The organism is Sphingomonas sp. GW821-FHT12D09 (assembly GCF_058807215.1).
Map to the genome: position 1 here is coordinate 258,001 of NZ_JBXAQL010000005.1, position 24,073 is coordinate 282,073.

The following is a 24,073-nucleotide window of genomic DNA, read 5'->3' on the forward strand; positions in this document are numbered from 1 at the left end:
GATTACGAAGCCGGGCCTGCGCAGGCTCCATTTCCCGCATAGGCACTGAGGATCGCCGCGATCAGACCGGGGAAGCGCGCGTCGACTTCGGTGCAGCGCGAGGTGTTGCGCATCTCCACGCCCTGGCGCTCCGACCGGATCAGCCCCGCTTCGCGCAGCACCTTGAAATGCTGCGACAAGGAAGACTTCGGAATCACCCGGTCGCCCATCGTGGCGAAGCTGGTGCAGTTCTGCACGCAGCCGGCATTGGCCAGCCCGGCGAAGATCGCCGCGCGCGCCGGATCGGACAGCGCGTGCAGGATCGCTTCCACCGACAGGTCTTCGACCGAAGGATGAATCAGGGGGCGCATGAATTTTATCTAGGGGCTCTTGAAGGTTCGTTCAACAGTTCCGAAATCCTGAACTATGGGAGTAAGGCGCCATTCCGGCGGCCGGCCCATCGGGAATTCAGTCATGTCGAAGCTCGCAGACAAGGTCGCGATCGTTACCGGAGCCTCCAAGGGGATCGGCGCCGGCATCGCCAGGGCGCTGGCGGCGGAGGGTGCCGCGGTCGTCGTCAATTATGCATCGAGCAAGGCCGGCGCGGACACGCTGGTGCACGAAATCACCACGGCGGGCGGCAAGGCGATCGCCGTGCAGGCCGATGTGTCCAAGGCCGATCAGGCCCAGGCCCTGGTCGATGCCGCGATCCAGGCGTTCGGCCGGCTCGACGTGCTGGTCAACAATTCGGGCGTCTATGAATTCGCCTCGCTCGATGCGACGACCGAGGATCTGTATCGCCGCATGTTCGACGTGAACGTGCTTGGCGTGCTGCTCACCACCCAAGCCGCGGCGAAGCATCTCGGCGAGGGCGCGAGCGTGATCAATATCTCGTCCGCCGTCACCAGCCTCTTCCCGGCCGAGTCGGCGATCTACACCGGAACCAAGGGCGCTGTGGATGCGATCACCGGCGTGCTCGCCAATGAACTCGGCCCGCGCAAGATCCGCGTCAACGCGATCAATCCCGGTGTCGTCGAGACCGAGGGCACGCATGCCGCAGGGTTCGTCGGATCGGAATTCTTCGATGCGATCATCGGCCAGACCCCGCTGGGCCGCGTTGGCTATCCGGATGACATCGCCGCGATCGCCGTCTTCCTCGCATCGGACGATGCACGCTGGCTTACCGGCGAGAAGCTGACCGCCAGCGGCGGCCTGCGCTAGGCGACGTGCGGGATGGGGCTGGTCGGCCTCATCCCGCATTGCGCGCGGGGCGCACGGTGCTCGCTATTGCCGCTTGCCGAGCGAGATCGGGTAAGCGGTGTTGCGCATCGCCAGCATCGGATCCGCCGGCTCGACGCCAGGATGGATCTGGCCAGGGAGGAAGAGCAGGCTCTTCTGGGCCGTTTGTGGATCGGCGGGAAAGCGCGCGAGGCTGAAGGTGCCGAGCTTCACCATACGGCGCGTCTCCGGCCAGGCGATGGCGGGATTATCGACCACATCGCCCGGGCCGGCGATCTGGGCATAGAGGTCGAACGCGATTGGCCCAGAGGCGACGCGGCGGACGATCTCGTCATGCAGGTAGCTGGCACCTGCGGCCTTGCGCGCCTCGGGCGAGAGATATTTCTCGCCGGCGCGCGGCACGAAGCGATAGCGGACGAACACTGATTTGCCTTGGGCATTGGTGAACTTCAGCGCGTTGACGCCGAAGAACGCCGCGCTCGCGAAGGACGCGGGATACGTCCTGCTTTCGAGGAATGCCCTGGACTCGGGATGCGCGCCGAGGAATGCCTGGAGCAACCTGGCATCGCCCTTGCCGGCGGCGCCGAGCGCGCGAAGGAAGATCGCGAACTCGTCGAAGGTCCGGACGATGAAAGTGTTGTGCTGGTTCGCCTCGATATCGAAATCATCGCCGTCGGGCGCGATCATCTTCACCGCGAAGCCTGCGGGCGAGGCGCCGTCGTCATTGTCGGGGAGATCGGGCACGCCGGCGAACAGCGAGAAGCGCGCGACCACCGGCACCGTGCCGCCGGCGAAGATCGGCTCCCTGGTGAGCCGACGCGCTTCGGGAGCTGGCGTGAAGCTGCCCTCCAGCATGACGCCCTTGGTATGGACTGCGCGGGCGTGATGCTCGCCGAACGCGGTGTTGAGCGCTTCGACCATGGTGAGCGGGGTTTCCTTCGCCTTGACGGACGGGCTCTGGGTCTGGGCGAAGGCGGGAAGGGGCGCGCTCATGCAAAGCAGGGCGGCGGCCAGGCGGGCGTGCGGATTCGGCATGCGACTCTCCTATGGGATGGGTGAGGCGGTGCGATCGTCTCTGACCTCGCCGCGGTCATCGCACCGGTGGTTCGCCTAGGGCAGCCCGCAGCAGGCGAAAATGGCTACCCTTTTCGGGCGTCCCGGATGTACCTGCGCGGGCTTGCAAACACGTGCGATTGAGAGAAGCGATGATCCTGGACGTCCTGCAATTGGTGCCGCACCCCGACACCCCCGCCAAGGCGGTGCCGAGCATCACCTGCACGCTATCCTGGCGGGATGCGGGGCATTGGGTGGCTGGCTTCATCGTCGGCGCCCCGCCCGAGGTCCTGGCGCTGCCGGCGCCGGCCGCGCCGGCGCGTGCCGACGGGCTGTGGCAGCGCACCTGCTTCGAGCTGTTCCTGCGCAATCCCGAGAACGGGACCTATCTGGAGTTCAATTTCTCGCCCTCCGGCGAATGGGCGGCCTATCGCTTCGATGGCTACCGCGCGGGGATGCGGGCGCTCGATCTGGCCAATCCCTGGATCACTTCGAGCGAAGCCTTCGCGCACTATGCGCTCAACGCGCATCTGGAAGATCCGGTGCTCGGCGTGGCCAAGGCTTGGCAGCTGGGGATCAGCGCGGTGATCGAGGAGGCGGACGGCACCAAATCCTATTGGGCGCTCGCGCATCCCCAAGGGAAGCCGGACTTCCATGCGGAAGCGTGCTTCGCCCTGGAGCTGCCTGTATCGAGTTGAGGTCAGGCCGGTGCGCTGTGTCCGGGTCTGGAAGGCGTGGTGAAATGGGTCAGCCGCTCCGGAAAGGGCGCGAGCGCGGCGGCGGTGGCGGCGGAGAGGGTGAGCGCGTCCTCGACCAGCCCGGTCGATAGCTGGTGTTCGCCGTTCATTGCCCGCATCCGGAGCGCGTAGCTGGCATAGGAAGCCAGCGCCGCCGTCGCCCCGGCGACCACGCCCGCGGCGAAGCGATGCTTGCGTGGCGCCATCGCCATGCCGGCAAAGGCGGCGTTCCAGCTGCGGATGATCACGGCGGGGGTGATGATCCGATCGGGTGCGGTCTTCTGCTTGTCGCCGGCAAGTTCATAGGCGGCGAGCGCGGTGGTGCCGAGCGAGATCAGCGGATGGGCCAGGAAGCGCGGCGCGCCATTGTCGGCAGGCAGGTTGCCCGTGCGCGCGGCATTGGCGACGACGGCGAGCGGCGTCATCGCGCGGGCGCCGGCAGCGAGGCCCATCAGGACGGATCGGATCATGCATGCGTTTCCTTGTGGTTTCATAGGCTCAACCCGTGAGTTGGGTTTCGGTGCCTCATCATATGGCGGTGGAGTTGGGGCGAGGCGTTATGACGATGATCCGGCTTGCGTCGCACGCCGCTTCCCGGCACCTCTCGCGCCCATGAAATTCGGTATCGACCGGCTGCTCGCCGACCCTGAGCTTCGTCGCCCCCTGGAAGGCAAGCGCGTCGCGTTGCTCGCGCACCCCGCTTCGGTGACGGCGGACCTGACGCATTCGCTCGACGCACTCGTGGCGACCGGGCTCAACGTCTCGGCGGTGTTCGGCCCGCAGCACGGCGTGCGCGGCGATCTGCAGGACAATATGATGGAGTCGCCGGACTATACCGATCCCACCTACGGGATGCCGGTGTTCAGCCTGTACGGCGAAGTGCGGCGGCCGACCGGCCAGTCGATGGGCACGTTCGACGTGATTCTGGTCGACCTGCAGGATGTGGGCTGCCGCATCTACACCTTTGTGACGACATTGCTCTACGTGCTCGAAGCCGCGGCCGAGCATGGCAAGAGCGTATGGGTGCTCGATCGCCCCAATCCCGCCGGCCGTCCGGTGGAGGGCACCACGCTGCTGCCGGGCTGGGAGAGCTTTGTCGGCGCGGGGCCGATGCCGATGCGGCATGGCATGACCTTGGGCGAGATGGGCCATTGGTTCATCCCGCGGTTCGGGTTGGACGTCGATTACCGGGTGATCGCGATGGAGGGCTGGCAGCCCGACGCCGCGCCCGGCTTCGGCTGGCCGCCCGAGCGCCCCTGGATCAACCCGAGCCCCAATGCCGCCAACGTCAACATGGCGCGTGCCTATGCCGGCACGGTGATGCTGGAAGGGACGATGCTTTCGGAAGGGCGGGGGACGACGCGGCCGCTCGAGCTGTTCGGCGCGCCGGACATCGATGCCAAGGCGGTGATCGCCGAGATGCGCCGGTTCGCGCCGGCATGGCTCGCGGGCTGCACGCTGCGCGACTTGTGGTTCCAGCCGACCTTCCACAAGCATGTCGGCCAGCTCTGCTCGGGCGTGTTCATCCATGCCGAGGGGCCGGCATACGACCACGAAGCGTTCCAGCCCTGGCGGATTCAGGCGCTGGGCTTCAAGGCGATCCGTACGCTATATCCGGACTACGACCTGTGGCGCGACTTCCCGTACGAATATGTCTTCGACAAGCTCGCGATCGACGTGATCAACGGCGGCCCCGACCTGCGTGAATGGGTAGACGATGCCGGCGCCGAAGCGGGCGATCTCGATGCGCGTACGAAGCCCGACGAAGCGGCGTGGGTCGAGGCGCGCGCGCCGCATTTGCTATACTGATTCGAGCGGGGCCGGGATCGGAACCCGGCCCCGTCCTTCCTATGGGGCGTTGCGCGAGATGTGCCAGTGCGTGTCGTGATGCGGCGCGGCGTTGGCGGTTACCGGCTTCGCCCATTCGCCGACCGCCACGTCCGCGCCGCCGGTGACGGCATATTTGATCGCCGTGCCGTCCGGATATTTGCCCAGGACGAGCGCCTTCAGCAGATAGTCTTCCTTTCCGAACCATATCTCCAATGTTCTCGCCTCCGCGGCGGCGTTTGTGATCATGGTGCGGTTGTTGGTGATCCATTGCACCAGCCGCGTCGTCGCGGCGCTCGCCGAGCCTCCGGTCTTCGATGCGGTGAGCAGCGTGGAAAGGCCGCCGCCGCCGCTCTCGCCGATCGCCGAGGTATAGGTGCCTTCCGGCGTGGCGTAGCGTAGATCGACTTCCTGGCCGTTGCTGTGGCCGCAATGGCCGAGCACCGAGCCCTCGAGCGTTCCGCCTCTGCACTTGTTGGCGGCGCGCCCGGCGTGGAGCGCGGAGATGTCGTCGAACCGGAAGGGCTTGCTGCGCAGCCATGCGATCGTCGCCTGGGTGGCCCAGCTGTCGCCGCCCGCGTCGGACGGCTGGTTGTAGCGCAGGCCCGACAGGAGCGTGTCGTCCCCGGCGAGGAATAACGGCGTGAACAGCGTCGAGCCCTCCACCATGACATTCTGCTCGCCGGTTGGGCTCGTCGTTGACTGGCCGTTGACCGTCCCGGTCAGCCGCACGGTGAAGCTCAGATAAGCGCCTTGCCGGTCGAAGGGCATTACCGGGAAGATGAAGTCCTTGAAGACCAGCTTGCCCGGCGTGGTGCTCGTCGCCTGGGCCCGGATGTCCCCCGTCCAGGCCACCACGGTGCCGTTCTGGATTATGCCGAGCTCGACCTTGCTGAGGGTCGCGTCCTTGGGCGCATAGTTGATCTCGAACGGGACGCCATAGGTATCGATCGCCGTGGCCTGCGGGATCGACAAATAGGGGAGAAACGGTCCGACCACGTTGTTGGCGTTGCGGCCGAGCATCACTTTCTTGCCGCTCTTGTTGGGCGTTGTGAAGTCCGCCTTGGTGACCTGGAGGCCGCAGCCACCCGGATTGAACGACGCGGACACCACCGTCGACAGCGAGCTGTCACCGATGTTCACCGATTTGAGCGTGCCGATGATCGTGTGGCTCGCGTCCTTGGTGAGCGTGGAGAGATCCAGGCATTTGGTGCGTGTGAAGCTGCCCGAATTATAGTGCGAATTATTCACCGAGCCGCTTTCCGGCGTCGGCAGGCCGGGCGCGTTCGAGAAGCTGAACGACCATTGATCGTTATATTTGCTGTTGGACTGGGTGTAGGTGGGATATTCCGCCGTCGTGACGGTCACGCGCATTTCCACGAAGCCGGTGCCCTTGGGGGCTACATAGCTGACATCGCAGCTCTGCGTGACGTTCTGCTGGCTCGCGGCGACGGTGAAGGTCTCGATGCTCCCGGCACTCGACGAGCAGGACGAGGCCGCTGGCGGCGCCTGCTCGCCTTTCGCGCGGCTCGGCGGCGCCCTGCCGGTATTGAAGGCACGCGCGCTGGAGAACAGCTTGCCGGAAGACACCGATTGCGCCGTCGCGCCGGGTGCAACATAGGTCAGGTCGGCACTGGCCGTCGACGCACCGTTGAAGATCGCGAAGAAGCCGCCGGTGAAGCCCGGCCTGTCGAGGTCGAGCAACTGCACGAGATAGGTGTCAGGCGGAAGCCCGTCCGCTGCGAAGCGGCCATCGGCACCGACAGTGACGACGCGGCGGACATTGGTGTTCTTGCCGACGATGGCGACTAGGCGCCCGGACAGCGTGGTCACGGCCGTGCCCGCAAGGTCGATGATCCGTCCCTCGACCCGCGAACTGCCCTTGAACAGGTTCGCCGAATAGGTCCCCGCGAAATTGCCGTCCTCGGAAATGAGCCCGATGACGAGCCGCGCTTGCCCTTCGGGAAGCGCATCGCGCAGGGCGGCGGCCTGATCCGCCGACAGGTTGAAGCTGTTGGTCGCCGCATCGTAGCTCCAGAGCGTGCTGACCGAACGCTTGGCTCCGAGGGAATCGATGATGTAGGCGCTCGACACGGTGGTGCTGAACTTGGGCGCGCCTGCCACGGACACGCGTATCGCGGCACCGGTCAGCCGGTTGCCCGTATCGACCCCGGTTAGGCCGAGGGTGGGTAGCGTGGCGGTTCCGGCGGCCTCGTCCTCGGGAGTATCCTCGGCGGTGGCGATCTGGGTGGACAGCGCGGTGTTCATGGTCACCGCCACGTCGAACATGTCGCCATCGGCCTCGCGCAGCCGGATGGTGAACAGTTCGTCCTTGCCGGTATCGCCTGGCGCGAGAATGCGCAGCTGGCCGTCGGCCATCTTGATCGAGCCGGCCACGACGCCCGATGTCCCGGAATCGATCGAGACGAAGACTGCGTCCGCAGTGATGCCCAGATCCGCGAGCGGCAGGACTGCGACTTCCGCCGGATCGATCTGCGCACCGACCTTGGTCGTTGTGGGCGTCGGGGTGGGCGATGGCGTCGGGCTTGGGCTCGGCGTTGCCGTGGGTGTCGAAACCTGGCCATTGCCATCGCAGGCAGCCAGAAAAATGGCAGCAGAAATCACGACGCTCGAACGGCGCATCTCAATTCTCCTCGCTCTGATGTCCCCTCTGGCCGCAAACAGATCCAAGCAGCACAGCATTATGATTTGAATACTTGCAAATAATCAGAACTTATCTCAACGGTTCTAAATGAGATTATGAGAAATCGCCGTGAAACTATTGTGAAATGTAAGTGAAACTGTTTGATGTGGTGCTCTGGGCGAAATTATACTTCCTGAATTTGCGACAATTGCGCGTGAGGTGGGGCATATCTCCAGAACGCTCCCGGTCAGGCCTGTGGCGCGCGCAAGCCGAATCGCTTGGTTGCCGCAAGGGCGTGCACCGATCGCGAGCACGGATCGGCCTTCCTGGCTTGCAATAGCGCCCAAAGCCCGTAACCACCCGATCATGCTCGCGGGGCTCATATTTGCTGTCGAGGAGGCGGAAGGCCGCCCGGGTACGCTGATGGCGACATTGCCGTTCGGCGGGATGACGTTGCTCGAATATCAGGCACGGCTTCTGTTCGGCGCCGGGACCGACCAGGTACTGGTCGCCGTGGGCAAGATGACGCCCGCGCTGCTCGCTGCAGTCAATCGCGCCGCCAAGCGCCATCCGCGCATCGAGATCGTCCGCTCGGCCGAGGAAGCAGCGGAGAAGATCACGCCGGGCGCGCAGGTGCTGGTGATGGCCGACGGCCTGGTCACCACCGACCCGGTGATGGACCGGATGGCGGCGGAGGGCGGCGAGGCGTTGCTCGTCACCGACGATCCGACGTCGCCCGCCGCGATCGAGCGGCTCGACATGCGCGACAGCTGGGCCGGGATCGCGCGTATCACGCTCGCGCAACTCGGCCAGATCGCGAAGATGCCCGAGGATTATGATTTCCAATCGGCGCTGCTTCGCGTCGCCGCGCAATCGGGCGCCGAACACGTGCCGCTCACCGCCGGCTGGCTTCGCAGCGGACACGCCGTAGAGCGCAGCGTCGAAGGGCTGGCCGCGCGCAACACCGGCGTGCTCGCCGCGCTGACCGAGCGCCGCACCGACTGGGCGGACCGCTGGGTCTTCACCCGCGCCGCGCGGATCGCGTTGCCCGAGCTGGTCGGCCGCAACGTGCCGGGCTGGAGCGTGAGCATCGCCGGCGGGGTGATCTCGGCGCTGGCGCTGGTCGCCACGGCGATGAGCTGGCTTGGGACAGGCACCGTCACTGCATTGGTCGGCACCGCGACGCTCGCCACCGGCGCGGCAATGGCGGTGCTGCGTGGCGAGGAGAAGCGGGCCGGCCTGCTTGAATGGGCGATCTTCGCGCTGTTCGCGCTGATCGCCCTGCTCACCGGCTGGGCCCAGTTCGCCGCCACGGGCAGCTCGACGCCGCCAGTGCTCGCACTCGTTGCCGCAGTCGCACAGTTACTGGTCGAGCGCGCGCCCGCCCGCCCGAAGCGCTGGTGGGCCAGCCCCTCTGCGCATTTGCTGATTCTGGCGCCCTTCGCCATCGCCGGATTCGCCACGATCGGCCTTGCTGCAGTTGCGATATATTCCTTCGCCACGCTTGCCGCGGCGGTTGAGGACACGCGCGAAAAAGCTTAGTCTCGTCTTAAGGACATTTCCGCTAACCTGAGGTCGATGTCGGATAATCCCGTCGGCACGCGCGATGGCTTTGCCATTGGCGCTCGGGAGCTGCTCGCACGCGCGGCGGCTGCGGAGCTGCACGCCTATAAGGGTCTGATGGTCGCCGTTGAAGATTTCTTCCTGCCCGAAGAGGCCCGGCTCGACGAGCACAGCCGCGCGGAGCTCGCCGCGCTGCTGCGGAGCCTTGTCGAGACGGTGGAAAGCGAGATTCGCGAGCATGCCGTACGGTTACTCACCGGGCGCGGCGAATCGGCGCTGGCCGTGGCGCTGGTCGAGCCGGGGGCTTCGGTGCTCAGCCGGCTGTGGAATTCCGGACTGCTGCGCGACGGCGACCTGATGGCCGAACTGGTCGCGCGCGTCCGCCAGGAGATGCTTGGCGCCGCGCTGCCGATGAGCGCGCCGGACGATCCCGAGCGGCCCAGCCTGATCAACCGATTCGTCCAGCATCCGGACCGCGTCGTCGCCGCCAGCGCGATGGCGGTGCTGATCGCCGAGAGTCGGCGCAGGACAGGTCCCGATACGGGACAATATCAAAGCGAGCTCCCTGCCGAATTGCACCATAAGCTGGTGTGGTGGACTGCCGCTGCGCTGCGCGAGCGCGTCGAGACGGCAAATGAAGCCCTGGACCAGGCACTGTGCGACGCTGCCCAGCGCAGCCTCTCCGCCTATGACGAGGGCGACCGGCTCGAGGCGGCCGCGATGCGCTTTGCCGCGGCGATAGACGCGCAGCCTGGCGAACTGGCCGGCATGTTCGCCGAATCGCTGGGCGACCGGCGGATCGTATTATTCGTTGCGCTGCTCGGCCATGCGATGGGCGTGCCTTATGCGCTCGCGCGCGATCTCGTCCTCGATTCAGCCGGCGAGCGGCTGTGGCTGGCGTTGCGGGCGCTGGAAATCGGCCGCGAGGGCGTTGCCCATATCGGCTATGCGCTGAGCGAGGCCGATCCGGCGCGCGACATCGAGACATTCGCCGACACGCTCGATCTCATCGCTGCGATCACGCCGGCCGAGGCGCGCGCCGCGTTGGCGCCGCTCAAGCTCGACCCCGATTATCGCCTGGCGCTGATCGCCCTCCAGCGGGGAGGGGTGAAGTGAATATCATAGATCCCACGCTGCCGCTGGCGATCGGGCGGCTCGATTCAGAGGGCCGCCTGCTGGATGCCGAAGCACGCCTCTTCGAGCTGAACATGCGCGCCGGCGGCACGATCGGTGCACCACTTGCGGTGCCGCAGATTGCCACGCTGGCAAGGCTTTCGCAGCGGCTTGGCATCGCCATCTCGCGCAATGTGATCGCCGCGGACGGCGAGGATGATCTGGAGCTGTGGGTCCGCGCCGAGCCCGACCAGGGCGGGGTGCGCCTGGAAGTCAGCGGCTGGCGGCTGCGGCCGGGCTGGCGCGCACCGGCGAGCGAACCCGAGCGCGACGGCGATTTCTTCCGTTCGGCGGCCGACTGGCTGTGGGAAACCGATGCGTCGCTGCGCATTACCTTCCTCTCGATCGAGGCGGGCGCCCGCTACGGCTTCGACAGTTCGGCGATGCTCGGCCAGCCTTTGACCCGGCTGTTCCGGCTCGAGCAGGACGAGGCCGGCGAGCTGCCGATCCTTACCGCGGTAGCAGGGCAGGCGCGGTTCGACGGGCAGAAGGCGGAATTGCGCGGCACGGGCCGGATGGTCCGTCTTGCGGCGACGCCGCGCACCGATCCGGGCGGGCGTTTCGCCGGGTTTGTCGGTGCGGCGCATATGCTCGACATGGCGATCCCGGCTGTGCCTAAGGTGGACGCCCCGGTACCCGCAGCCGAAGTGCCGTTCGGCGGCTTCCCCGACTCGTTCAGCCAGCGGCTGGACCGCGCGCTGCGCGGCCCGCTCGGCAAGATCATCGCCAATGCCGATTCGATCAGCGCGCAGACCGAGGGGCCGCTCAAGCCCGACTATGCCGAATATGCCAGCGACATCGCCAATGCCGGGCGCCATCTGCTCGGGCTGGTCGATGACCTGGTCGATCTGCAGGCGATCGAGCGCGACGATTTCGATACCGCCGACGAGGACATGGACCTTGCCGATGTCGCGCGTCGCGCCGCCGGCTTGCTCGCGGTGCGTGCCGCGCAGGCCGAGGTGCGGATCGACCGACCGGCGATGGACGAGAATATTCCGGTGCATGGCGAGTTCCGCCGCGCGCTGCAGGTGCTGGTCAATCTGATCGGCAATGCAGTGCGCTATTCGCCGCCGGGCGCAATGGTGTGGATCCGGCTGGAGCGCGACGAGGCGCGCGGCCACGTGATCGTCGCCGATCAGGGCAAGGGCATCGCCCATGCCGATCAGGATCGGATCTTCGAGAAGTTCGGCCGCGTCGATCCCAGCGAGCCGGGTGGCTCGGGCCTTGGCCTCTACATCGCTCGCCGGCTTGCCCGTGCGATGGGCGGCGACCTGGTGGTGGATAGCGCGCCGGGGCAGGGCGCTCGCTTCGTGTTCAGCCTGCCCATACGGCAATAAGGCGCCCGCCGGCTCTCGCGGCGGACGCCCTGATATTGCCCCGTCTCAGGCCTTAGCGGCGATAGCAGACCTGCACGCGGCGATGATGACGCCACTCGGTGCGGCAATAGCGGCTGCTGCGGTGATAGCGGCCACGATTGTAATGGCGGCGGCGTTCGTAACGCTCGCGGCGCTCATAGCGGTCACGGTGGCGCCAGTCCTGAGCGGCAGGCGCCGCGGCGGCAAGTGCGATCACGCTTGTGGCAGGTGCCGGCGCAGCAGCGACCGGGGTGGCGGCACTGGCAACGCCAACAGTGGCCAGGGCGGCCGCGGCAATCAGCTTGGCAAGATTCATTTCGTCTCTCCTCGTAACTCTCTTCCCCGCAGGCCTGAACGTTAGAGAGGCGATTGAGTCGCGTTGCTGAACCACTTTGTTTGCTGGCGTTAAGGTTAAAGTTCCTCGCGTCCGGCCCGGCGCGCAGCCTTGCGCTCGGCGCGGGTAGGGACGAGCCGCACGCCGCCGACCAGGATCGCGCCCCCGACGAGCAGCGCCAGCCCGCGATAGGCCCAGATGCGCGCGTCGATCATCGTGCTGGTTGCCGGCCAGCGGACGATGCCGAACCCCTGCAGCACGAACAGCGCGCCGAAGATCATGGCAAGGATGCCGGCGAGGATCAGGATGTTCTGGCGCATTCGGGCAACTCCGGAAGGAAGACCGCCGGAGGGTTAACCGAAAACGCCGCCCCCGCGAAGGCGGGGACGGCGTTTCCTAAGCCAATGCTGGGAGCGAAGCGGTTTAGCGCTTGCCGACCGGCACATAATCGCGCTGCACCGGGCCGGTGTAGAGCTGACGCGGGCGGCCGATCTTCTGCTCGGGGTCCGAGATCATCTCGTTCCACTGCGCCACCCAGCCCACGGTGCGGGCCAGCGCGAACAGCGCGGTGAACATCGTGGTCGGGAAGCCGATCGCCGAGAGGATGACGCCCGAATAGAAATCGACGTTCGGGAACAGCTTCTTCTCGATGAAGTACGGATCGTTGAGCGCCATTTCCTCGAGCTGGAGCGCGACTTCGAACACCGGATCGGAGACGTTGAGTGCCTCGAATACTTCGCGGACGGTCTTCTGCATCACCGTCGCGCGCGGATCGTAGTTCTTGTAGACGCGGTGGCCGAAGCCCATCAGGCGGAACGGATCGTTCTTGTCCTTGGCGCGCGCGATGAACTCGGGGATGCGCTCCGGACGGCCGATCTCGTGCAGCATGTTGAGCGCCGCTTCATTGGCGCCGCCATGCGCCGGGCCCCACAGGCAGGCGATGCCGGCCGCGATGCAGGCGAACGGATTGGCGCCCGACGAACCGGCGAGACGCACGGTCGAGGTCGAGGCGTTCTGCTCGTGATCCGCGTGGAGGATGAAGATGCGGTCGAGCGCCTTCTCGATCACCGGGTTCACCACATATTCCTCGGCGGGGACGCCGAAGGTCATGCGCAGGAAGTTGCCGGTGTAGGACAGCGAGTTGTCGGGATAGAGGAAGGGCTGGCCGACGCTGTACTTGTAGGCCATCGCCGCGATCGTCGGCATCTTTGCGATCAGGCGATGCGACGCGATCATGCGCTGCTTCGGATCGGTGATGTCGGTCGAGTCGTGGTAAAAGGCCGAGAGCGCACCGGCGACGCCGCACATCACCGCCATCGGGTGCGCATCACGGCGGAATCCGCGATAGAAGGTCGCCAGCTGCTCGTGCAGCATGGTGTGGCGCGTGATCGTGCTCTCGAAGCCGGTCAGCTGGTCCTGGTTCGGCAGCTCGCCATTCAGGAGGAGGTACGCGACTTCCATGAAGCTCGAATTCTCGGCGAGCTGGCCGATCGGATAGCCGCGATGGAGCAGCACGCCCTCATCGCCATCGATATAGGTCAGGCCCGATTCGCACGACGCCGTCGACGTGAAGCCGGGATCGTAGGTGAACATGCCGGTCTGGCCATAGAGCTTGCGGATGTCGATGACGTCCGGTCCGACGCTGCCCGACAGGACCGGATACTCAACATCCTTCCCCGGAACCTGCAGCTTCGCGGTGTCGCTCATAAACGTCGTCCTATGTTGGGCCGGGCCTGGGATCAGGCCGGCACGGTCATCTGGTCAGCGATACGGCCCAGGCTTTCCTCGCGTCCCAGCAGCGCCAGAACGTCGAAGATGCCTGGGGAGGTCCGGCGCCCGGTGAGTGCGGCGCGCAGAGGCTGCGCAGTCGCACCGAGCTTGACACCCGCATCTTCCGCAACGGTGCGTACCGCTGCTTCGAGCGCCTCCGTATCCCAGCTTTCCACACCGTCAAGTGCGGTATGCAACTGAGCCAGGAGGGCGCGCGCGTCGCCCTCTAGCAGAGGCTTTGCGTCCTCGTCCAATTCCAGTGGGCGAGTGCGAAACAGGAAGGCCGCACCCTCCGCCAATTCGAGAAGATTCGCGGCGCGCGGCTTCAATGCGGCCATGCTGCGGCGCAGAAGATCGAGCTGAGATTCCGAGAGTTCGAAACCGAGTCGCGCGGCGATCAGGTCGGCCAGTCGGTTGTCGTCCGCCAAGCGGATATAATGGCCGTTGAGGCTCTCGAGCTTCTTCAGGTCGAAACGCGACGGGCTCTTGCCGACGCCGGCGAGATCGAACCATTCGGTCGCCTGGTCGCGGCTGATGAACTCGTCGTCGCCATGCCCCCAGCCGAGGCGGAGGAGATAGTTGTTCAGCGCCTCGGGCAGGATGCCCAGCTCGTCGCGATAGGCGTCGACGCCGAGCGCGCCGTGGCGCTTGGAAAGCTTGGCGCCGTCCGATCCATGGATCAGCGGGATATGGGCATATTCGGGCTCGGGCCAGCCCATCGCGCGATAGATGGGCAGCTGGCGGAAGGCGTTGTTGAGATGGTCGTCGCCGCGGATGACGTGCGTCACGCCCATGTCGTGATCGTCGACCACCACCGCGAGCATATAGGTCGGTGTGCCGTCCGAGCGGAGCAGGACCATGTCGTCCAGCTCGCTGTTGTTGACGGTGACGCTGCCCTGGACCTTGTCCTCGATCGTCACCGCGCCTTCGCGCGGCGCCTTGAGGCGGAGAACGAACGGCGCGCCTTCGGGCGCTTCGCTCGCATCGCGGTCGCGCCAGCGGCCGTCATAGCGCAGCGGCTGCTTGTTCGCGCGCTGCTCGGCGCGCATCGCCTCGAGCTCCTCGGCGGTGGCGAAGCATTTATAGGCATGGCCATTGGCGAGCATCGCGTGCGCAACCTCGGCGTGGCGCGCGGCGCGGGCGAACTGGTAGGTTTCGTCGCCGTCCCAATCGAGGTTCAGCCAGCGCATCCCGTCGAGGATCGCCTCGATCGCCGGCTGGGTCGAACGCGCGCGATCCGTATCCTCGATGCGCAGCAGGAACTTGCCGCCGTGATGGCGCGCGAACAGCAGGTTGAACAGGGCCGTGCGCGCACCGCCGATGTGCAGGAAGCCGGTGGGGGACGGTGCGAACCGCGTGACGACCTGTTTCGCACCCGTATCAGATGTTGCGCCCAACCGAGCTTGCTCCCAGACTGTGTTTCCGATGGCCCATTCAGCCGCCGAGGGCGCCCCTAGCACGGGGCCTGCCTCCCTTCAAATGGGGGTGTGGGCGCCCTTTCGCCAGATCGGGGAGGCAATCGAGTGCTGGCTCGAGGCGGAGCGGGCGCAACTGCCGCTCTGGCTGCCGATTGCTCTCGGCGCGGGGATCACCGCCTGGTTCGTGCTGCCGGATGCGCCGCGCTGGATCGGGTTCCTTTTGGCTTCTGGTGCCGCGGCGTTGCTCGGACTCGCCTTGCCGGGGCGGCTGGGGCAGGCGCTGCTGATCGGCGGGCTCGCCATGGCGGCGGGCTGCGCGCTGATCTGGTGGCGCTCGGAGAGTGTCGCGGCGCCGATCCTGGCGCGGCCGGCGGTGGTGGAGGTGACGGCGCGGGCGGTACGCGTCGAGCGGTTGCCGGCACGCGAACTGGTGCGGGTGACGCTGTTGCCAGGGCGCAGCGACTTGCCGCCGAAGATCCGCGTGAACCTGGCGATGAAGGATGTGCCCGCCGGGCTGGCCACGGGCGCGGTGGTGAAGCTGCGAGCACGGCTGATGCCGCCGGCAGAGGCTTCGGTGCCGGGCGGCTATGATTTCGCGCGCACGGCCTGGTTCGCCGGGCTGGGGGCGACGGGCAAGGGCTTTGCGCCGGTGGAAGTGGTGAAGGCAGCCGAGGCGCCGGGTGCGGACCTGCGCGCCAGGCTCTCGGCGCACATCCAGTCGCGCCTCGAAGACAGCGCGGGCGGTATCGCCTCTGCGCTTGCCACCGGCGACCAGGGTGCGATCAGCACCGAAGATGTCGAGGCGATGCAGCGCTCGGGGCTGGCGCACCTGCTCTCGGTGAGCGGGCTGCATGTGACCGCCGTGACTGCGGCGGCGATGCTACTGGTGCTCAAGCTGCTCGCGCTCAGCCCCACGCTGGCGCTGCGATGGCGGTTGCCCTTGGTGGCGGCGGGTGCGGGGGCGCTGGCGGCGATCGGCTATACCTGGCTGACCGGCGCCGAGGTGCCGACGATCCGCTCCTGCGTCGCCGCGCTGATGGTGCTGCTCGCACTGAGCCTGGGGCGCGAGGCGATCACGCTGCGGCTGGTCGCGGCGGGCGCGCTGATCGTGCTGCTGCTCTGGCCCGAGGCACTGGCAGGCGCGAGCTTCCAACTGAGCTTCGCCGCAGTAACGGCGATCGTCGCGCTGCATGAGAGCCCGCGGATGGAACATTGGTTCGGCAGGCGGGAGGAGGGGCGGGTGAAGCGGCTGCTGCGTGGCCTCGGCTCGTTGCTGCTAACCGGCGTCGCGGTGGAACTCGCGCTGATGCCGATCGGGCTGTTCCACTTCCACCAGGCCGGCATCTATGGGGCGTTGGCGAATATCGTCGCCATCCCGCTGACGACCTTCGTGATCATGCCGCTCGAGGCGCTGGCGCTGCTGCTCGACGTCGCGGGACTGGGTGGACCGGCCTGGTGGCTGACCGACCAGGCGCTGGAACTGCTGCTCTGGCTCGCCAGGACCACGGCCGCGGCACCGGGTGCGATCGCCGCGCTACCGGCCATGCCGAACGGGGCATTTGCGCTGATGATGGCGGGCGGACTGTGGCTTGCCTTGTGGCGAACTGTGGTGCGCTGGGCGGGCGCGGTGCCGCTGGCGATCGGCCTGGCTTCGATGCTCGCCACGCCGGCGCCGGACCTGATCGTCACCGGCGACGGCCGCCATTTGGCGATCCGCATGCCCGATGGCAGCATGGCGCTGCTGCGCGACCGGGCGGGGGACTATACCCGCGACATGCTCGCCGAGACGGCTGGCAGCGACGCGGAGCCGGTCGCGCTTGCCGACCAGCCGGGTGCCCGGTGCAGCGAGGATGTCTGCATGATCGAGCACCGCGCCCGTGACCGCGCCTGGCGAGTCGCCGCGACGCGGAGTGGATACGTCCTGCCCTGGGCGCAGTTCGTGGCGCTGTGCCGCAGCGTCGATGTGATGATCAGCGACCGTCGCCTGCCCACCGGCTGCACGCCGCGCTGGCTCAAGCTCGACCGGCCGGCGCTGGCGAAGACGGGCGGCGTGGCGATCGCCTTCTCCAGCGGCCGGGTGACGATGGTGCGCGGATCGGGCCGGCATCCCTGGCTGAACCCGCTCAAGGTGCAGCCACCCTATGTGCCGGAACAGGGAACTGCGCCTGTCCGGACACGAAATCGCTGGCATTCCAGCCCGGCTGGCGTTTTCGGGCCATGATGCGGTCTCCAAGAAGAGCGACCGCGCCCTTCTAGGAACTAGTAGCGCCGCAGCAGTCCGGCGAGCTTGCCCTGGACGCGGATCTGGTCGGGACGGTAGCGCTGGGGGTTATAATCGCGATTTGCCGGGTCGAGCCGGATCATCGCGCCTTCCTTGCGGAAATACTTCAGCGTCGCCTCGGCATCGTCGATCAGCGCCACGACGATCTCGCCGTCCCGGGCGGTCTCGGTGCGGCGGATCAGGGCGAAGTCGCCGTCGAGGATACCAGCCTCGACCATCGAATCGCCGGCCACTTCGAGCGCATAATGCTCGCCCGCGCCGAGCAGCGCCGCGGGGACGGGCAGCATAGTCGAGCTTTCGAGTGCCTCGATCGGCGTGCCGGCGGCGATGCGGCCGTGCAGTGGAATCTCGATCACGTCATTGGCCGGCGCAGGCAGATTCGTTGATTCCCTTGGTACTCTCACGGGTGCGGGAGAGGCCTTGGCCGGCTTTTTCGACGCTTCGCCGCGTTCCGGCATGCGCAGCACCTCGAGCGCACGGGCACGGTTCGGCAGGCGGCGGATGAACTCGCGCTCTTCCAGCGCCGAGATCAGGCGGTGCACGCCCGACTTCGACTTGAGATCGAGCGCCTCCTTCATTTCCTCGAACGAAGGCGACACGCCGGTCTCGGCAAGCCGATCGGCAATAAAGCAGATAAGCTCGTGCTGCTTGCGCGTGAGCATCCCGTTTCTCCTGGGTCAGGAACAGACTGGGAACGTTTATGCAATGTTCCGCGCGCTTGTCAAGCGATGTCGAGGATTTCTGCCGAGTCGCCGGTTTTCGCCTCCGCAGCGCCTGCCGGACGGACGATCAGGCAGGTCGCGCGGGCGAGGGTGCGCAGCATCGACGAGTCCTGGGTCGCGGCGGCATGGGCGCGGCCATCGATGAGCGTGGCACGGAGATAATCGGCGCGCGGGCCGGTGGCGGGGAGCGGCTCGCCGAGCGGAACGGTGCGGGTGCGCGGCGCCGGATCGGCAGCGCCGGCGAGATGCGCGATCAGCGGACGAACGAACAGCGTGGCGGTGACGAAGGCGGAGACCGGGTTGCCCGGCAATCCGACCACGACGGCATCGCCCAGCCGGCCCGCCAGCATCGGCTTGCCCGGGCGGACGGCGACTTTCCAGAAATCGATCGTCGCGCCGGCTGCCTCCAGCGCGGGACGGACAAGGTCGTGATCGCCGACCGATGCGCCACCGCTGGTGACGAGCAGGTCGCAATCCAGCACGCGGAACGCGGCTTCGAGCGCGGCGCGGTCGTCGGGCAGGATGCCCAGATCGAGCAGCTCGGCCGGCAGATCGCCAAGCAGGGCGGCGAGCAGCAGGCGATTGGTTTCGGGGATCTGGTCTGGGCTGAGCGGGGCGCCCGGTGAAACCAGTTCGTCGCCGGTAGAGAGGATCGCCATGCGAACCTTGCGGCGGACGGGCAGCACAGCATGGCCGGCAATCGCGGCCAGCGCGAGCCGGGCGGGGGTGATCGCCTCTCCGGCGCGGACCAGCACCTCGCCCTCGGTGAAGTCGAGCCCGCGCGGGCGGGCGCTGCTGCCGAGGCGTAGCGGGCCCTCACCGGCGAGCGTGAGGCGGGTTCTGTCGCGGGCTGCCTCCTCCTGCACGAGCACGGTGTCGGCGCCGGGGGGCAAGGGGGCGCCGGTGAAGATGCGTACGGCCTGGCCCTGGGCGATTTCGCCGTTGAAGGCTCGGCCGGCGGCGCTCTCGCCGATCACTTCCCACGGGCCGGGCAGGTCGGCGAAGCGGATCGCATAGCCGTCCATCGAGGAAAGATCGGATGCCGGCTGGGTGCGCAGTGCGAGGATGTCGCGTGCGGCGTAGCGGCCCGCGGCCTGGGCTAGCGGGCAGCTTTCCACCGCTACCGGCGCGGCGAGCGCAAGCAGGCGACGCTGGGCTTCGGCGACGGGGAGGAGGGCGGGCATGATTCGGGACTAAGACATCAACCGTCTACCGTCACCCTGAACTTGTTTCAGGGTCCAACGTGCCTCAGGCGATGACGCCGGCGGAGAGTTGGATGCTGAAACGAGTTCAGCATGACGAAGAAGGTGGCCTCAGTTCACCCCGGAAATCCTACCGATATCGCGCGGCTTGAGCGGCAGGCGGAACTCGCAGAGGTAGCGGTTGCGCTCGTCGCTTTCGATCACCGATGCCGGGCCGCCGCCGATATGCGGGAGCGAGATCCACAGCTGGGTGCCCGCCGCGAAGGGAGCGCTCGTCTCGAACTCGACCAGCTGGGGCGTGATCGCGCGCAGCTTGACGTTCCACCAGCGCACGCCTTCGCGCACGCGGGCCGGGGCGTCGAGACGGATCGCCGCCTTGTCGGGGATCAGGCCCGTCGGTTCGTTCATCATCGCCATGCGCGTGTGATGCGACGGCGCCTGTTGCACCTGGCGCAGCCAGGGCATGAGGAGCTGCCAGGGAATGTCCTCGTCGAAGGCGACGCCGGCCTGGTTGCCCTGTGCCCATTTCACCATGCCATCGAGCGGGCGCAGGCCGTCGAAATTGATCTGGACCGCGTCGCCGACCTGCACCGCGATATCGGTTTCGAAGCCGCAGCCGCCCTGGGAGAGGTTGCGGGCGCGGGTGAACTCCACCTGGTTGCCGCGGCGCACGCAGATCGTCTGGTGCAGCTCGACACGCGGCACGCTACGTCGCTCGGCGGGGAGGGCGGCGAGGTTGCGGGCGATCGTGCTGATCACGTCGATCGGCTCTGCGAACAGGAAGCCGGCGGTGCCCTCTTCGGTCCAGGAAACCCGGCCGGCCAGCGACTGGCCGTTGGCGAGCTCGAGCTGCAGGCCTTCCGACTCCACCACTTCGTCATCGAGCTGGAGCATCGCGCCCGCCGCGCTCAGCTTGCGGATCGCGCAGGGCAGGCGGCTGGTCTTGCCGACGAGGAAAGCGGAATCGAACGCCGAATGCTCGCCCGGCTCGGCCAGCGGCTGAACCGCCGGTGCCTCGCCCGAGAGACTGAAAATAGTGGAGGACGCAAGTCCTTGCCGCATAAAAGATTTTTCCCGCCCAAGCGCCCACGGAGATAGTGCGGCGCAGGGCGTGAAGGCGGGGTTAAGCCGCAGGGTTGCGGAATCCCTAATGCGGCCCCGAAACGATCAGTCCCGGTCGGGCGCGCCGAGCGGGAAATAGCCTCGATAGGGACGCGCTTCCTCGACACAGCGGGCGACCGAGGGGCGGGCGAGCAGGCGCGCGCGATAGGCGCGGAGATTAACCAGGGCCTGCGGGATCGGTCGCACCCAATCGGCATAGAATAGCGAAGGCGCGGCGGCGCAGTCCGCCAAGGTGAAGCTGTCCCCCACGGCCCAGACGCGGCCGGCCAGATAGGCATCGAGCCAGGCATAGACCTTGTCCAGCCGCGCCATCGCTTCGTCGAGGCCGATGGGATCGCGCCGTTCATCGGGCAGCATCGCGTCGATGACGGGCTTCTGCATCGTGCCCATCACGTAATTGTCGAAGATTCGATCGAGCATCCGCGCCTGCACGGCGAGATCGGCATCGGCAGGGATCATCGGCACCGCGCCGGGGTGATGGACCTGCAGATATTCGATGACCGCAGTCGCCTCGACGACGGTGCGATCACCTTCGACCAGGACCGGGAACAGCTTGAGCGGCCAGCGTGCCTCCAGCTCGGCATTGGCTTCGGCGTCCTCCAGATTGCGGAGCGTGAAGGGCGTGGCGTTCTCGTAGAGCGGGATCTGTGCCTTCCAGGTGTAGGACGAGAAGGGGTGGCCGAAGAGCTGAAGGGTCATGGCGCGGGCCTTTTCGGTTAGGTTATTGCCTAACTATCTCGATGTGGTGAGGGTGTCACGCATTTTCCCTTTCCGTCATCCCGGCGGAAGCCGGGACCCAGAGTCACAAGCGGTGCGGCAGAGAAATCCTGGGCCCCGGCTTTCGCCGGGGTGACGGAATAGGGATTTAGGCCAGCCAGTCGCCCGACTTGCCGCCCGTCTTGGAGCGCAGGCGGATCTCGCCGATCACCATCGCCTTATCGAGCGCCTTGGCCATGTCGTAGAGGGTGAGCAGCGCGGTGGAGACTGCGGTGAGCGCCTCCATCTCGACGCCGGTCTGCGCTTCGGTCGCGGCGGTGGCGGTGACGGTGATTCCGGTCTCGTCGGGGGCGAGGTCGACTGCGACTTTGGTGAGCGGGAGCGGGTGGCAGAGCGGGATCAGCTCGGCGGTGCGCTTGGCGGCCATGATCCCGGCGATGCGCGCGGTGGCGAGGACGTCGCCCTTCTTCACCGCGCCCGCGCGGATCGCGGCGGAGGCTTCGCGCGACATGGTGATGCGGCCGGTGGCGATGGCTTCGCGCGCGGTGACCGCCTTGCCCGCGACATCGACCATGCGCGCGGCGCCGGTCTCGTCCAGGTGCGTCAGCTTGTTCATCCGACCAAGGCCCGGGTCGCCGCTTCGACATCATCCTGGCGCATCAGCGACTCGCCGATCAGGAAGCAGCGGATGTCGTGCTCGGCCATAGCGTCGAGATCGGCGCGGCCGTTGAGCCCGCTTTCGGCGACGAAGGTGCAATCTTTCGGCGCGTGGCGGACCAGCTCGTAAGTCTTCTGGAGATCGACCTCGAAGGTCTTGAGATTGCGGTTGTTCACCCCGATCAGGCGCGAGTGGAGCTTGAGCGCGCGTTCCAGCTCGTCGGCGTCATGGACCTCGACCAGCACGTCCATGCCGAGGCCGAGCGCGGCGTCCTCGATCTCGGCCATCTGCACGTCTTCGAGCGCGGCGACGATGATCAGGATCGCATCGGCGCCGATCGCGCGCGATTCGAGCACCTGCCAGGGATCGACCATGAAGTCCTTGCGGATCACCGGCAGGTCGCATGCGGCGCGCGCGGCGATGAGATAGTCCTCATGCCCCTGGAAATATTCGAGGTCGGTGAGCACCGAGAGGCAGGCGGCGCCGCCGGCCTGATAGGCGCGGGCATGCGCCGGAGGATCGAAATCGGCGCGGATCAGGCCCTTGGACGGGCTGGCCTTCTTGATCTCGGCGATCAGGCCGTACCCGGTCGCCGCCTTGGCATCGAGCGCGGCCTTGAAGCCGCGCGGGGGCGTGCGGGTGAGCGCCTGGGCGTGAAGGTCGCTCATCGGGGTCGCGCGGCGCCGCGTTGCGACTTCATCGTGCTTGGTGGCGATGATCGTGTCGAGGATCGTAGGCATCAAAAGGCGATCCAGCAGTCGAGCAGGGCGTTGGCAAGGCCCTTGTCGATGGTTTCGGCGGCTTCCTCGGCACCTTCGCGCAAGTCGCTGGCCTCGCCGGCGATGACCAGGGCGGCGGCGGCGTTGAGCAGGACGGCGTCGCGATAGGGGCTGTGCTCGCCCTGGAGCAGGCGGCGCAGCGCGAGGGCGTTATACTCGGGGCCGCCACCGCGGATCGCACTGAGCGGGTGGCGGGGGAGCCCCGCGTCCTCGGGGGTTATCCGCGACGGAAGGCCCGAGCTGCCGATGCTGACCACGACGCTGGGATGCTCGGTCGAAAGCTCGTCCAGCCCTTCCTCGCCCGAGATGATCGCGGCGGCTTCGACGCCGAGCTGCTCGAGCGCCTCGGCATAGATCGGAGCGTAGTCGGGGCGGGCGATGCCGATCAGCTGGCGGGTGACGCGCGCGGGGTTCGCCAGCGGGCCCATCAGGTTGAAGATGGTGCGCCTGCCGATGCGTCGGCGCAGCGGCCCGATGCGGGCGAGCGAGGGGTGGTGCGCCTGGGCGAAGAGGAAGGCGATGCCGAGCTCGTGGAGGCTCTCCTCTGCGCGGGCGCCGGCGCGGTCGAGGTCTAGGCCAAGTGCTTCGAGCGTGTCGGCGGCACCCGATTTGGACGAGGCGGCGCGGTTGCCGTGCTTGGCGACCGGAACCCCTGCCGCGGCGACGACAAGGCTGACCGCGGTCGAGACATTGAGCGTGTGGTGCCCGTCGCCGCCGGTGCCGCATACATCGATGGCGCCCTCGGGGGCGGTGATCGGGATCAGCCGCGCGCGCATCGCCCGGGCGGCTTCGGCGATCTCGACGCTGGTCTCGCCGCGTTCGGAAAGCGCGATCAGGAAGCGTTCGATCTCGGGCTCGGGCACATTGCCGTCGAGAATGTCGGCAAAGGCTTGCGCCGCGGACTCGCGGGCGAGCGGCGATACGGGATCGGGGAGGAGGGTAAAGGTCGTCACCGGGGCTCTATCGGGCTTCCGTATGGGCGAAGTCGAGAAAATCCTGTTTGGGCTTCAGGAAGCAGGGCGATGTGCGTTGCTGATCACGCGGGCCATCTGCCAGTGGCCGCGATCCTGACGCCAGATCACCGTGAAGCCGGCATGGGTGGCGAGCCGTTCGGGGCCATCTCCTTCCCGCGCATAGAAGAGGTGCTCGCCCGACAGGATCGCGCCATAACCAGGGATGGGCTCGATACGGACGGTTCCGGGCAGCAATTCGCGGCGGATATGGAGCCCCGGCGTGCCGCACGGGCCCTTCACCAGCGACTGGACCACGCCGGCGCGGGTACGGGTGAGGCCGGTGATGTCGTGGTAGAACTCGACATCCTTGGTGAAGAACGGCGCCATCGCGGCGGGATCGCAGGCATTGAACGCGCGCCAGAAGGCGGCATCGGCGTCGCGCAGGGCCTGCTCGTCGGACTGCGCATGCGCGGCTAGCGGGGCGCAGAGCAGGGCAAGCGCCACTATGGCAGGGCGCATGGTCGCGATTCCTTGGATTGTATTAGTT

At 67.1% G+C, this 24,073-nt stretch carries 23 protein-coding genes; 7 read left to right on the plus strand and 16 right to left on the minus strand.

Translation table 11 applies throughout. The features are described 5' to 3' along the window. Positions 1-2: 2 nt before the first annotated feature. Positions 3-350: an ArsR/SmtB family transcription factor gene (locus AC1RPL_RS21020; protein WP_493072229.1), complete on the minus strand. Its 348-nt coding sequence runs from the start codon at positions 348-350 to the stop codon at positions 3-5. 103 nt (positions 351-453) lie between these two features. On the opposite strand from AC1RPL_RS21020, the gene AC1RPL_RS21025 reads away from it, so the two are divergent. Continuing rightward, on the plus strand, positions 454-1,200 hold the full coding sequence (locus AC1RPL_RS21025) for a glucose 1-dehydrogenase (protein WP_493072230.1): 747 nt from the start codon (positions 454-456) through the stop codon (positions 1,198-1,200). A 63-nt stretch (positions 1,201-1,263) separates the two neighbouring features. On the opposite strand, the gene AC1RPL_RS21030 is transcribed toward AC1RPL_RS21025, so the two are convergent. After that, positions 1,264-2,253 carry a catalase family peroxidase gene (locus tag AC1RPL_RS21030; protein WP_493072232.1) on the minus strand — a complete coding sequence of 330 codons (990 nt, stop codon included), beginning with the start codon at positions 2,251-2,253 and terminating at the stop codon, positions 1,264-1,266. Between the two features lie 170 nt (positions 2,254-2,423). Between AC1RPL_RS21030 and AC1RPL_RS21035 the strand changes: the two genes are divergently transcribed. Then, on the plus strand, positions 2,424-2,969 hold the full coding sequence (locus AC1RPL_RS21035; protein ID WP_493072234.1) for a DOMON-like domain-containing protein: 546 nt from the start codon (positions 2,424-2,426) through the stop codon (positions 2,967-2,969). 2 nt (positions 2,970-2,971) lie between these two features. On the opposite strand, the gene AC1RPL_RS21040 is transcribed toward AC1RPL_RS21035, so the two are convergent. After that, a complete protein-coding gene (locus AC1RPL_RS21040) occupies positions 2,972-3,478 on the minus strand; it encodes a DUF4126 family protein (protein ID WP_493072236.1) in 507 nt (168 codons plus the stop codon). Positions 3,479-3,620: 142 nt separating this feature from the next. Here AC1RPL_RS21040 and AC1RPL_RS21045 point away from each other — a divergent pair, with 142 nt between their 5' ends. Beyond that, positions 3,621-4,817 (plus strand): exo-beta-N-acetylmuramidase NamZ family protein, encoded by a 1,197-nt coding sequence (locus AC1RPL_RS21045; RefSeq protein ID WP_493072238.1) that lies wholly within the window; start codon positions 3,621-3,623, stop codon positions 4,815-4,817. Positions 4,818-4,856: 39 nt separating this feature from the next. Here the strand turns inward: AC1RPL_RS21045 and AC1RPL_RS21050 are convergent, their stop codons facing one another. Further along, positions 4,857-7,478, minus strand: a complete 2,622-nt coding sequence (locus AC1RPL_RS21050) for a carboxypeptidase-like regulatory domain-containing protein (RefSeq protein WP_493072240.1) — start codon at positions 7,476-7,478, stop codon at positions 4,857-4,859. A 367-nt stretch (positions 7,479-7,845) separates the two neighbouring features. Here AC1RPL_RS21050 and AC1RPL_RS21055 point away from each other — a divergent pair, with 367 nt between their 5' ends. The 3 genes from AC1RPL_RS21055 to AC1RPL_RS21065 are packed head-to-tail and all read left to right on the plus strand — an operon-like array spanning position 7,846 to position 11,552. Then, positions 7,846-9,021 carry a hypothetical protein gene (locus tag AC1RPL_RS21055; protein WP_493072242.1) on the plus strand — a complete coding sequence of 392 codons (1,176 nt, stop codon included), beginning with the start codon at positions 7,846-7,848 and terminating at the stop codon, positions 9,019-9,021. A 36-nt stretch (positions 9,022-9,057) separates the two neighbouring features. Then, positions 9,058-10,158, plus strand: a complete 1,101-nt coding sequence (locus AC1RPL_RS21060) for a DUF2336 domain-containing protein (RefSeq protein WP_493072243.1) — start codon at positions 9,058-9,060, stop codon at positions 10,156-10,158. Continuing rightward, complete coding sequence (locus AC1RPL_RS21065) at positions 10,155-11,552, plus strand: sensor histidine kinase (protein ID WP_493072245.1); 1,398 nt, start codon at positions 10,155-10,157, stop codon at positions 11,550-11,552. Before AC1RPL_RS21060 ends, AC1RPL_RS21065 begins: the two co-directional genes overlap by 4 nt. A 52-nt stretch (positions 11,553-11,604) precedes the next feature. On the opposite strand, the gene AC1RPL_RS21070 is transcribed toward AC1RPL_RS21065, so the two are convergent. The 4 genes from AC1RPL_RS21070 to gltX form a co-directional block, all read right to left on the minus strand. Then, the gene (locus AC1RPL_RS21070) at positions 11,605-11,886 is read right to left on the minus strand and encodes a hypothetical protein (RefSeq protein WP_493072247.1); all 282 of its coding nucleotides are present in this window, start codon (positions 11,884-11,886) and stop codon (positions 11,605-11,607) included. A 95-nt stretch (positions 11,887-11,981) separates the two neighbouring features. After that, positions 11,982-12,224, minus strand: a complete 243-nt coding sequence (locus AC1RPL_RS21075) for a hypothetical protein (RefSeq protein ID WP_493072249.1) — start codon at positions 12,222-12,224, stop codon at positions 11,982-11,984. A gap of 103 nt (positions 12,225-12,327) precedes the next feature. Further along, positions 12,328-13,611 (minus strand): citrate synthase, encoded by a 1,284-nt coding sequence (locus tag AC1RPL_RS21080; RefSeq protein WP_493072251.1) that lies wholly within the window; start codon positions 13,609-13,611, stop codon positions 12,328-12,330. Positions 13,612-13,643: 32 nt separating this feature from the next. Further along, positions 13,644-15,071 (minus strand): glutamate--tRNA ligase, encoded by a 1,428-nt coding sequence (gltX, locus tag AC1RPL_RS21085; RefSeq protein WP_493072253.1) that lies wholly within the window; start codon positions 15,069-15,071, stop codon positions 13,644-13,646. A gap of 82 nt (positions 15,072-15,153) precedes the next feature. Here gltX and AC1RPL_RS21090 point away from each other — a divergent pair, with 82 nt between their 5' ends. Continuing rightward, the gene (locus AC1RPL_RS21090; RefSeq protein ID WP_493072254.1) at positions 15,154-17,313 is read left to right on the plus strand and encodes a ComEC/Rec2 family competence protein; all 2,160 of its coding nucleotides are present in this window, start codon (positions 15,154-15,156) and stop codon (positions 17,311-17,313) included. Positions 17,314-17,351: 38 nt separating this feature from the next. Here the strand turns inward: AC1RPL_RS21090 and lexA are convergent, their stop codons facing one another. From lexA to AC1RPL_RS21130, 8 genes are all read right to left on the minus strand, one after another. Further along, entirely contained in the window at positions 17,352-18,035 is a 684-nt protein-coding gene (lexA, locus tag AC1RPL_RS21095; protein ID WP_493072256.1) for a transcriptional repressor LexA, read from the minus strand. A 59-nt stretch (positions 18,036-18,094) separates the two neighbouring features. Further along, on the minus strand, positions 18,095-19,279 hold the full coding sequence (locus tag AC1RPL_RS21100; protein WP_493072258.1) for a molybdopterin molybdotransferase MoeA: 1,185 nt from the start codon (positions 19,277-19,279) through the stop codon (positions 18,095-18,097). A 129-nt stretch (positions 19,280-19,408) separates the two neighbouring features. Next, positions 19,409-20,359 (minus strand): PilZ domain-containing protein, encoded by a 951-nt coding sequence (locus tag AC1RPL_RS21105; protein WP_493072259.1) that lies wholly within the window; start codon positions 20,357-20,359, stop codon positions 19,409-19,411. 105 nt (positions 20,360-20,464) lie between these two features. Continuing rightward, on the minus strand, positions 20,465-21,118 hold the full coding sequence (locus tag AC1RPL_RS21110; RefSeq protein ID WP_493072260.1) for a glutathione S-transferase family protein: 654 nt from the start codon (positions 21,116-21,118) through the stop codon (positions 20,465-20,467). A gap of 166 nt (positions 21,119-21,284) precedes the next feature. Beyond that, complete coding sequence (gene moaC / locus AC1RPL_RS21115) at positions 21,285-21,752, minus strand: cyclic pyranopterin monophosphate synthase MoaC (RefSeq protein WP_493072261.1); 468 nt, start codon at positions 21,750-21,752, stop codon at positions 21,285-21,287. Continuing rightward, a complete protein-coding gene (trpC, locus tag AC1RPL_RS21120; protein ID WP_493072263.1) occupies positions 21,749-22,534 on the minus strand; it encodes an indole-3-glycerol phosphate synthase TrpC in 786 nt (261 codons plus the stop codon). The genes moaC and trpC overlap by 4 nt, the downstream gene beginning before the upstream one ends. Then, on the minus strand, positions 22,534-23,526 hold the full coding sequence (trpD, locus tag AC1RPL_RS21125; RefSeq protein ID WP_493072264.1) for an anthranilate phosphoribosyltransferase: 993 nt from the start codon (positions 23,524-23,526) through the stop codon (positions 22,534-22,536). The genes trpC and trpD overlap by 1 nt, the downstream gene beginning before the upstream one ends. 54 nt (positions 23,527-23,580) lie before the next feature. Then, on the minus strand, positions 23,581-24,045 hold the full coding sequence (locus tag AC1RPL_RS21130; RefSeq protein WP_493072266.1) for a nuclear transport factor 2 family protein: 465 nt from the start codon (positions 24,043-24,045) through the stop codon (positions 23,581-23,583). Positions 24,046-24,073: the final 28 nt, after the last annotated feature.

Coding starts and splice junctions, on each gene's coding strand:
- AC1RPL_RS21020 (WP_493072229.1), bottom strand. CDS start 350: ATGCGCCCCCTGATTCATCCTTCGGTCGAAGACCTGTCGGTGGAAGCG.
- AC1RPL_RS21025 (WP_493072230.1), top strand. CDS start 454: ATGTCGAAGCTCGCAGACAAGGTCGCGATCGTTACCGGAGCCTCCAAG.
- AC1RPL_RS21030 (WP_493072232.1), bottom strand. CDS start 2,253: ATGCCGAATCCGCACGCCCGCCTGGCCGCCGCCCTGCTTTGCATGAGC.
- AC1RPL_RS21035 (WP_493072234.1), top strand. CDS start 2,424: ATGATCCTGGACGTCCTGCAATTGGTGCCGCACCCCGACACCCCCGCC.
- AC1RPL_RS21040 (WP_493072236.1), bottom strand. CDS start 3,478: ATGATCCGATCCGTCCTGATGGGCCTCGCTGCCGGCGCCCGCGCGATG.
- AC1RPL_RS21045 (WP_493072238.1), top strand. CDS start 3,621: ATGAAATTCGGTATCGACCGGCTGCTCGCCGACCCTGAGCTTCGTCGC.
- AC1RPL_RS21050 (WP_493072240.1), bottom strand. CDS start 7,478: ATGCGCCGTTCGAGCGTCGTGATTTCTGCTGCCATTTTTCTGGCTGCC.
- AC1RPL_RS21055 (WP_493072242.1), top strand. CDS start 7,846: ATGCTCGCGGGGCTCATATTTGCTGTCGAGGAGGCGGAAGGCCGCCCG.
- AC1RPL_RS21060 (WP_493072243.1), top strand. CDS start 9,058: ATGTCGGATAATCCCGTCGGCACGCGCGATGGCTTTGCCATTGGCGCT.
- AC1RPL_RS21070 (WP_493072247.1), bottom strand. CDS start 11,886: ATGAATCTTGCCAAGCTGATTGCCGCGGCCGCCCTGGCCACTGTTGGC.
- AC1RPL_RS21075 (WP_493072249.1), bottom strand. CDS start 12,224: ATGCGCCAGAACATCCTGATCCTCGCCGGCATCCTTGCCATGATCTTC.
- AC1RPL_RS21080 (WP_493072251.1), bottom strand. CDS start 13,611: ATGAGCGACACCGCGAAGCTGCAGGTTCCGGGGAAGGATGTTGAGTAT.
- AC1RPL_RS21090 (WP_493072254.1), top strand. CDS start 15,154: ATGGGGGTGTGGGCGCCCTTTCGCCAGATCGGGGAGGCAATCGAGTGC.
- lexA (WP_493072256.1), bottom strand. CDS start 18,035: ATGCTCACGCGCAAGCAGCACGAGCTTATCTGCTTTATTGCCGATCGG.
- AC1RPL_RS21100 (WP_493072258.1), bottom strand. CDS start 19,279: ATGCCCGCCCTCCTCCCCGTCGCCGAAGCCCAGCGTCGCCTGCTTGCG.
- AC1RPL_RS21105 (WP_493072259.1), bottom strand. CDS start 20,359: ATGCGGCAAGGACTTGCGTCCTCCACTATTTTCAGTCTCTCGGGCGAG.
- AC1RPL_RS21110 (WP_493072260.1), bottom strand. CDS start 21,118: ATGACCCTTCAGCTCTTCGGCCACCCCTTCTCGTCCTACACCTGGAAG.
- moaC (WP_493072261.1), bottom strand. CDS start 21,752: ATGAACAAGCTGACGCACCTGGACGAGACCGGCGCCGCGCGCATGGTC.
- trpC (WP_493072263.1), bottom strand. CDS start 22,534: ATGCCTACGATCCTCGACACGATCATCGCCACCAAGCACGATGAAGTC.
- AC1RPL_RS21130 (WP_493072266.1), bottom strand. CDS start 24,045: ATGCGCCCTGCCATAGTGGCGCTTGCCCTGCTCTGCGCCCCGCTAGCC.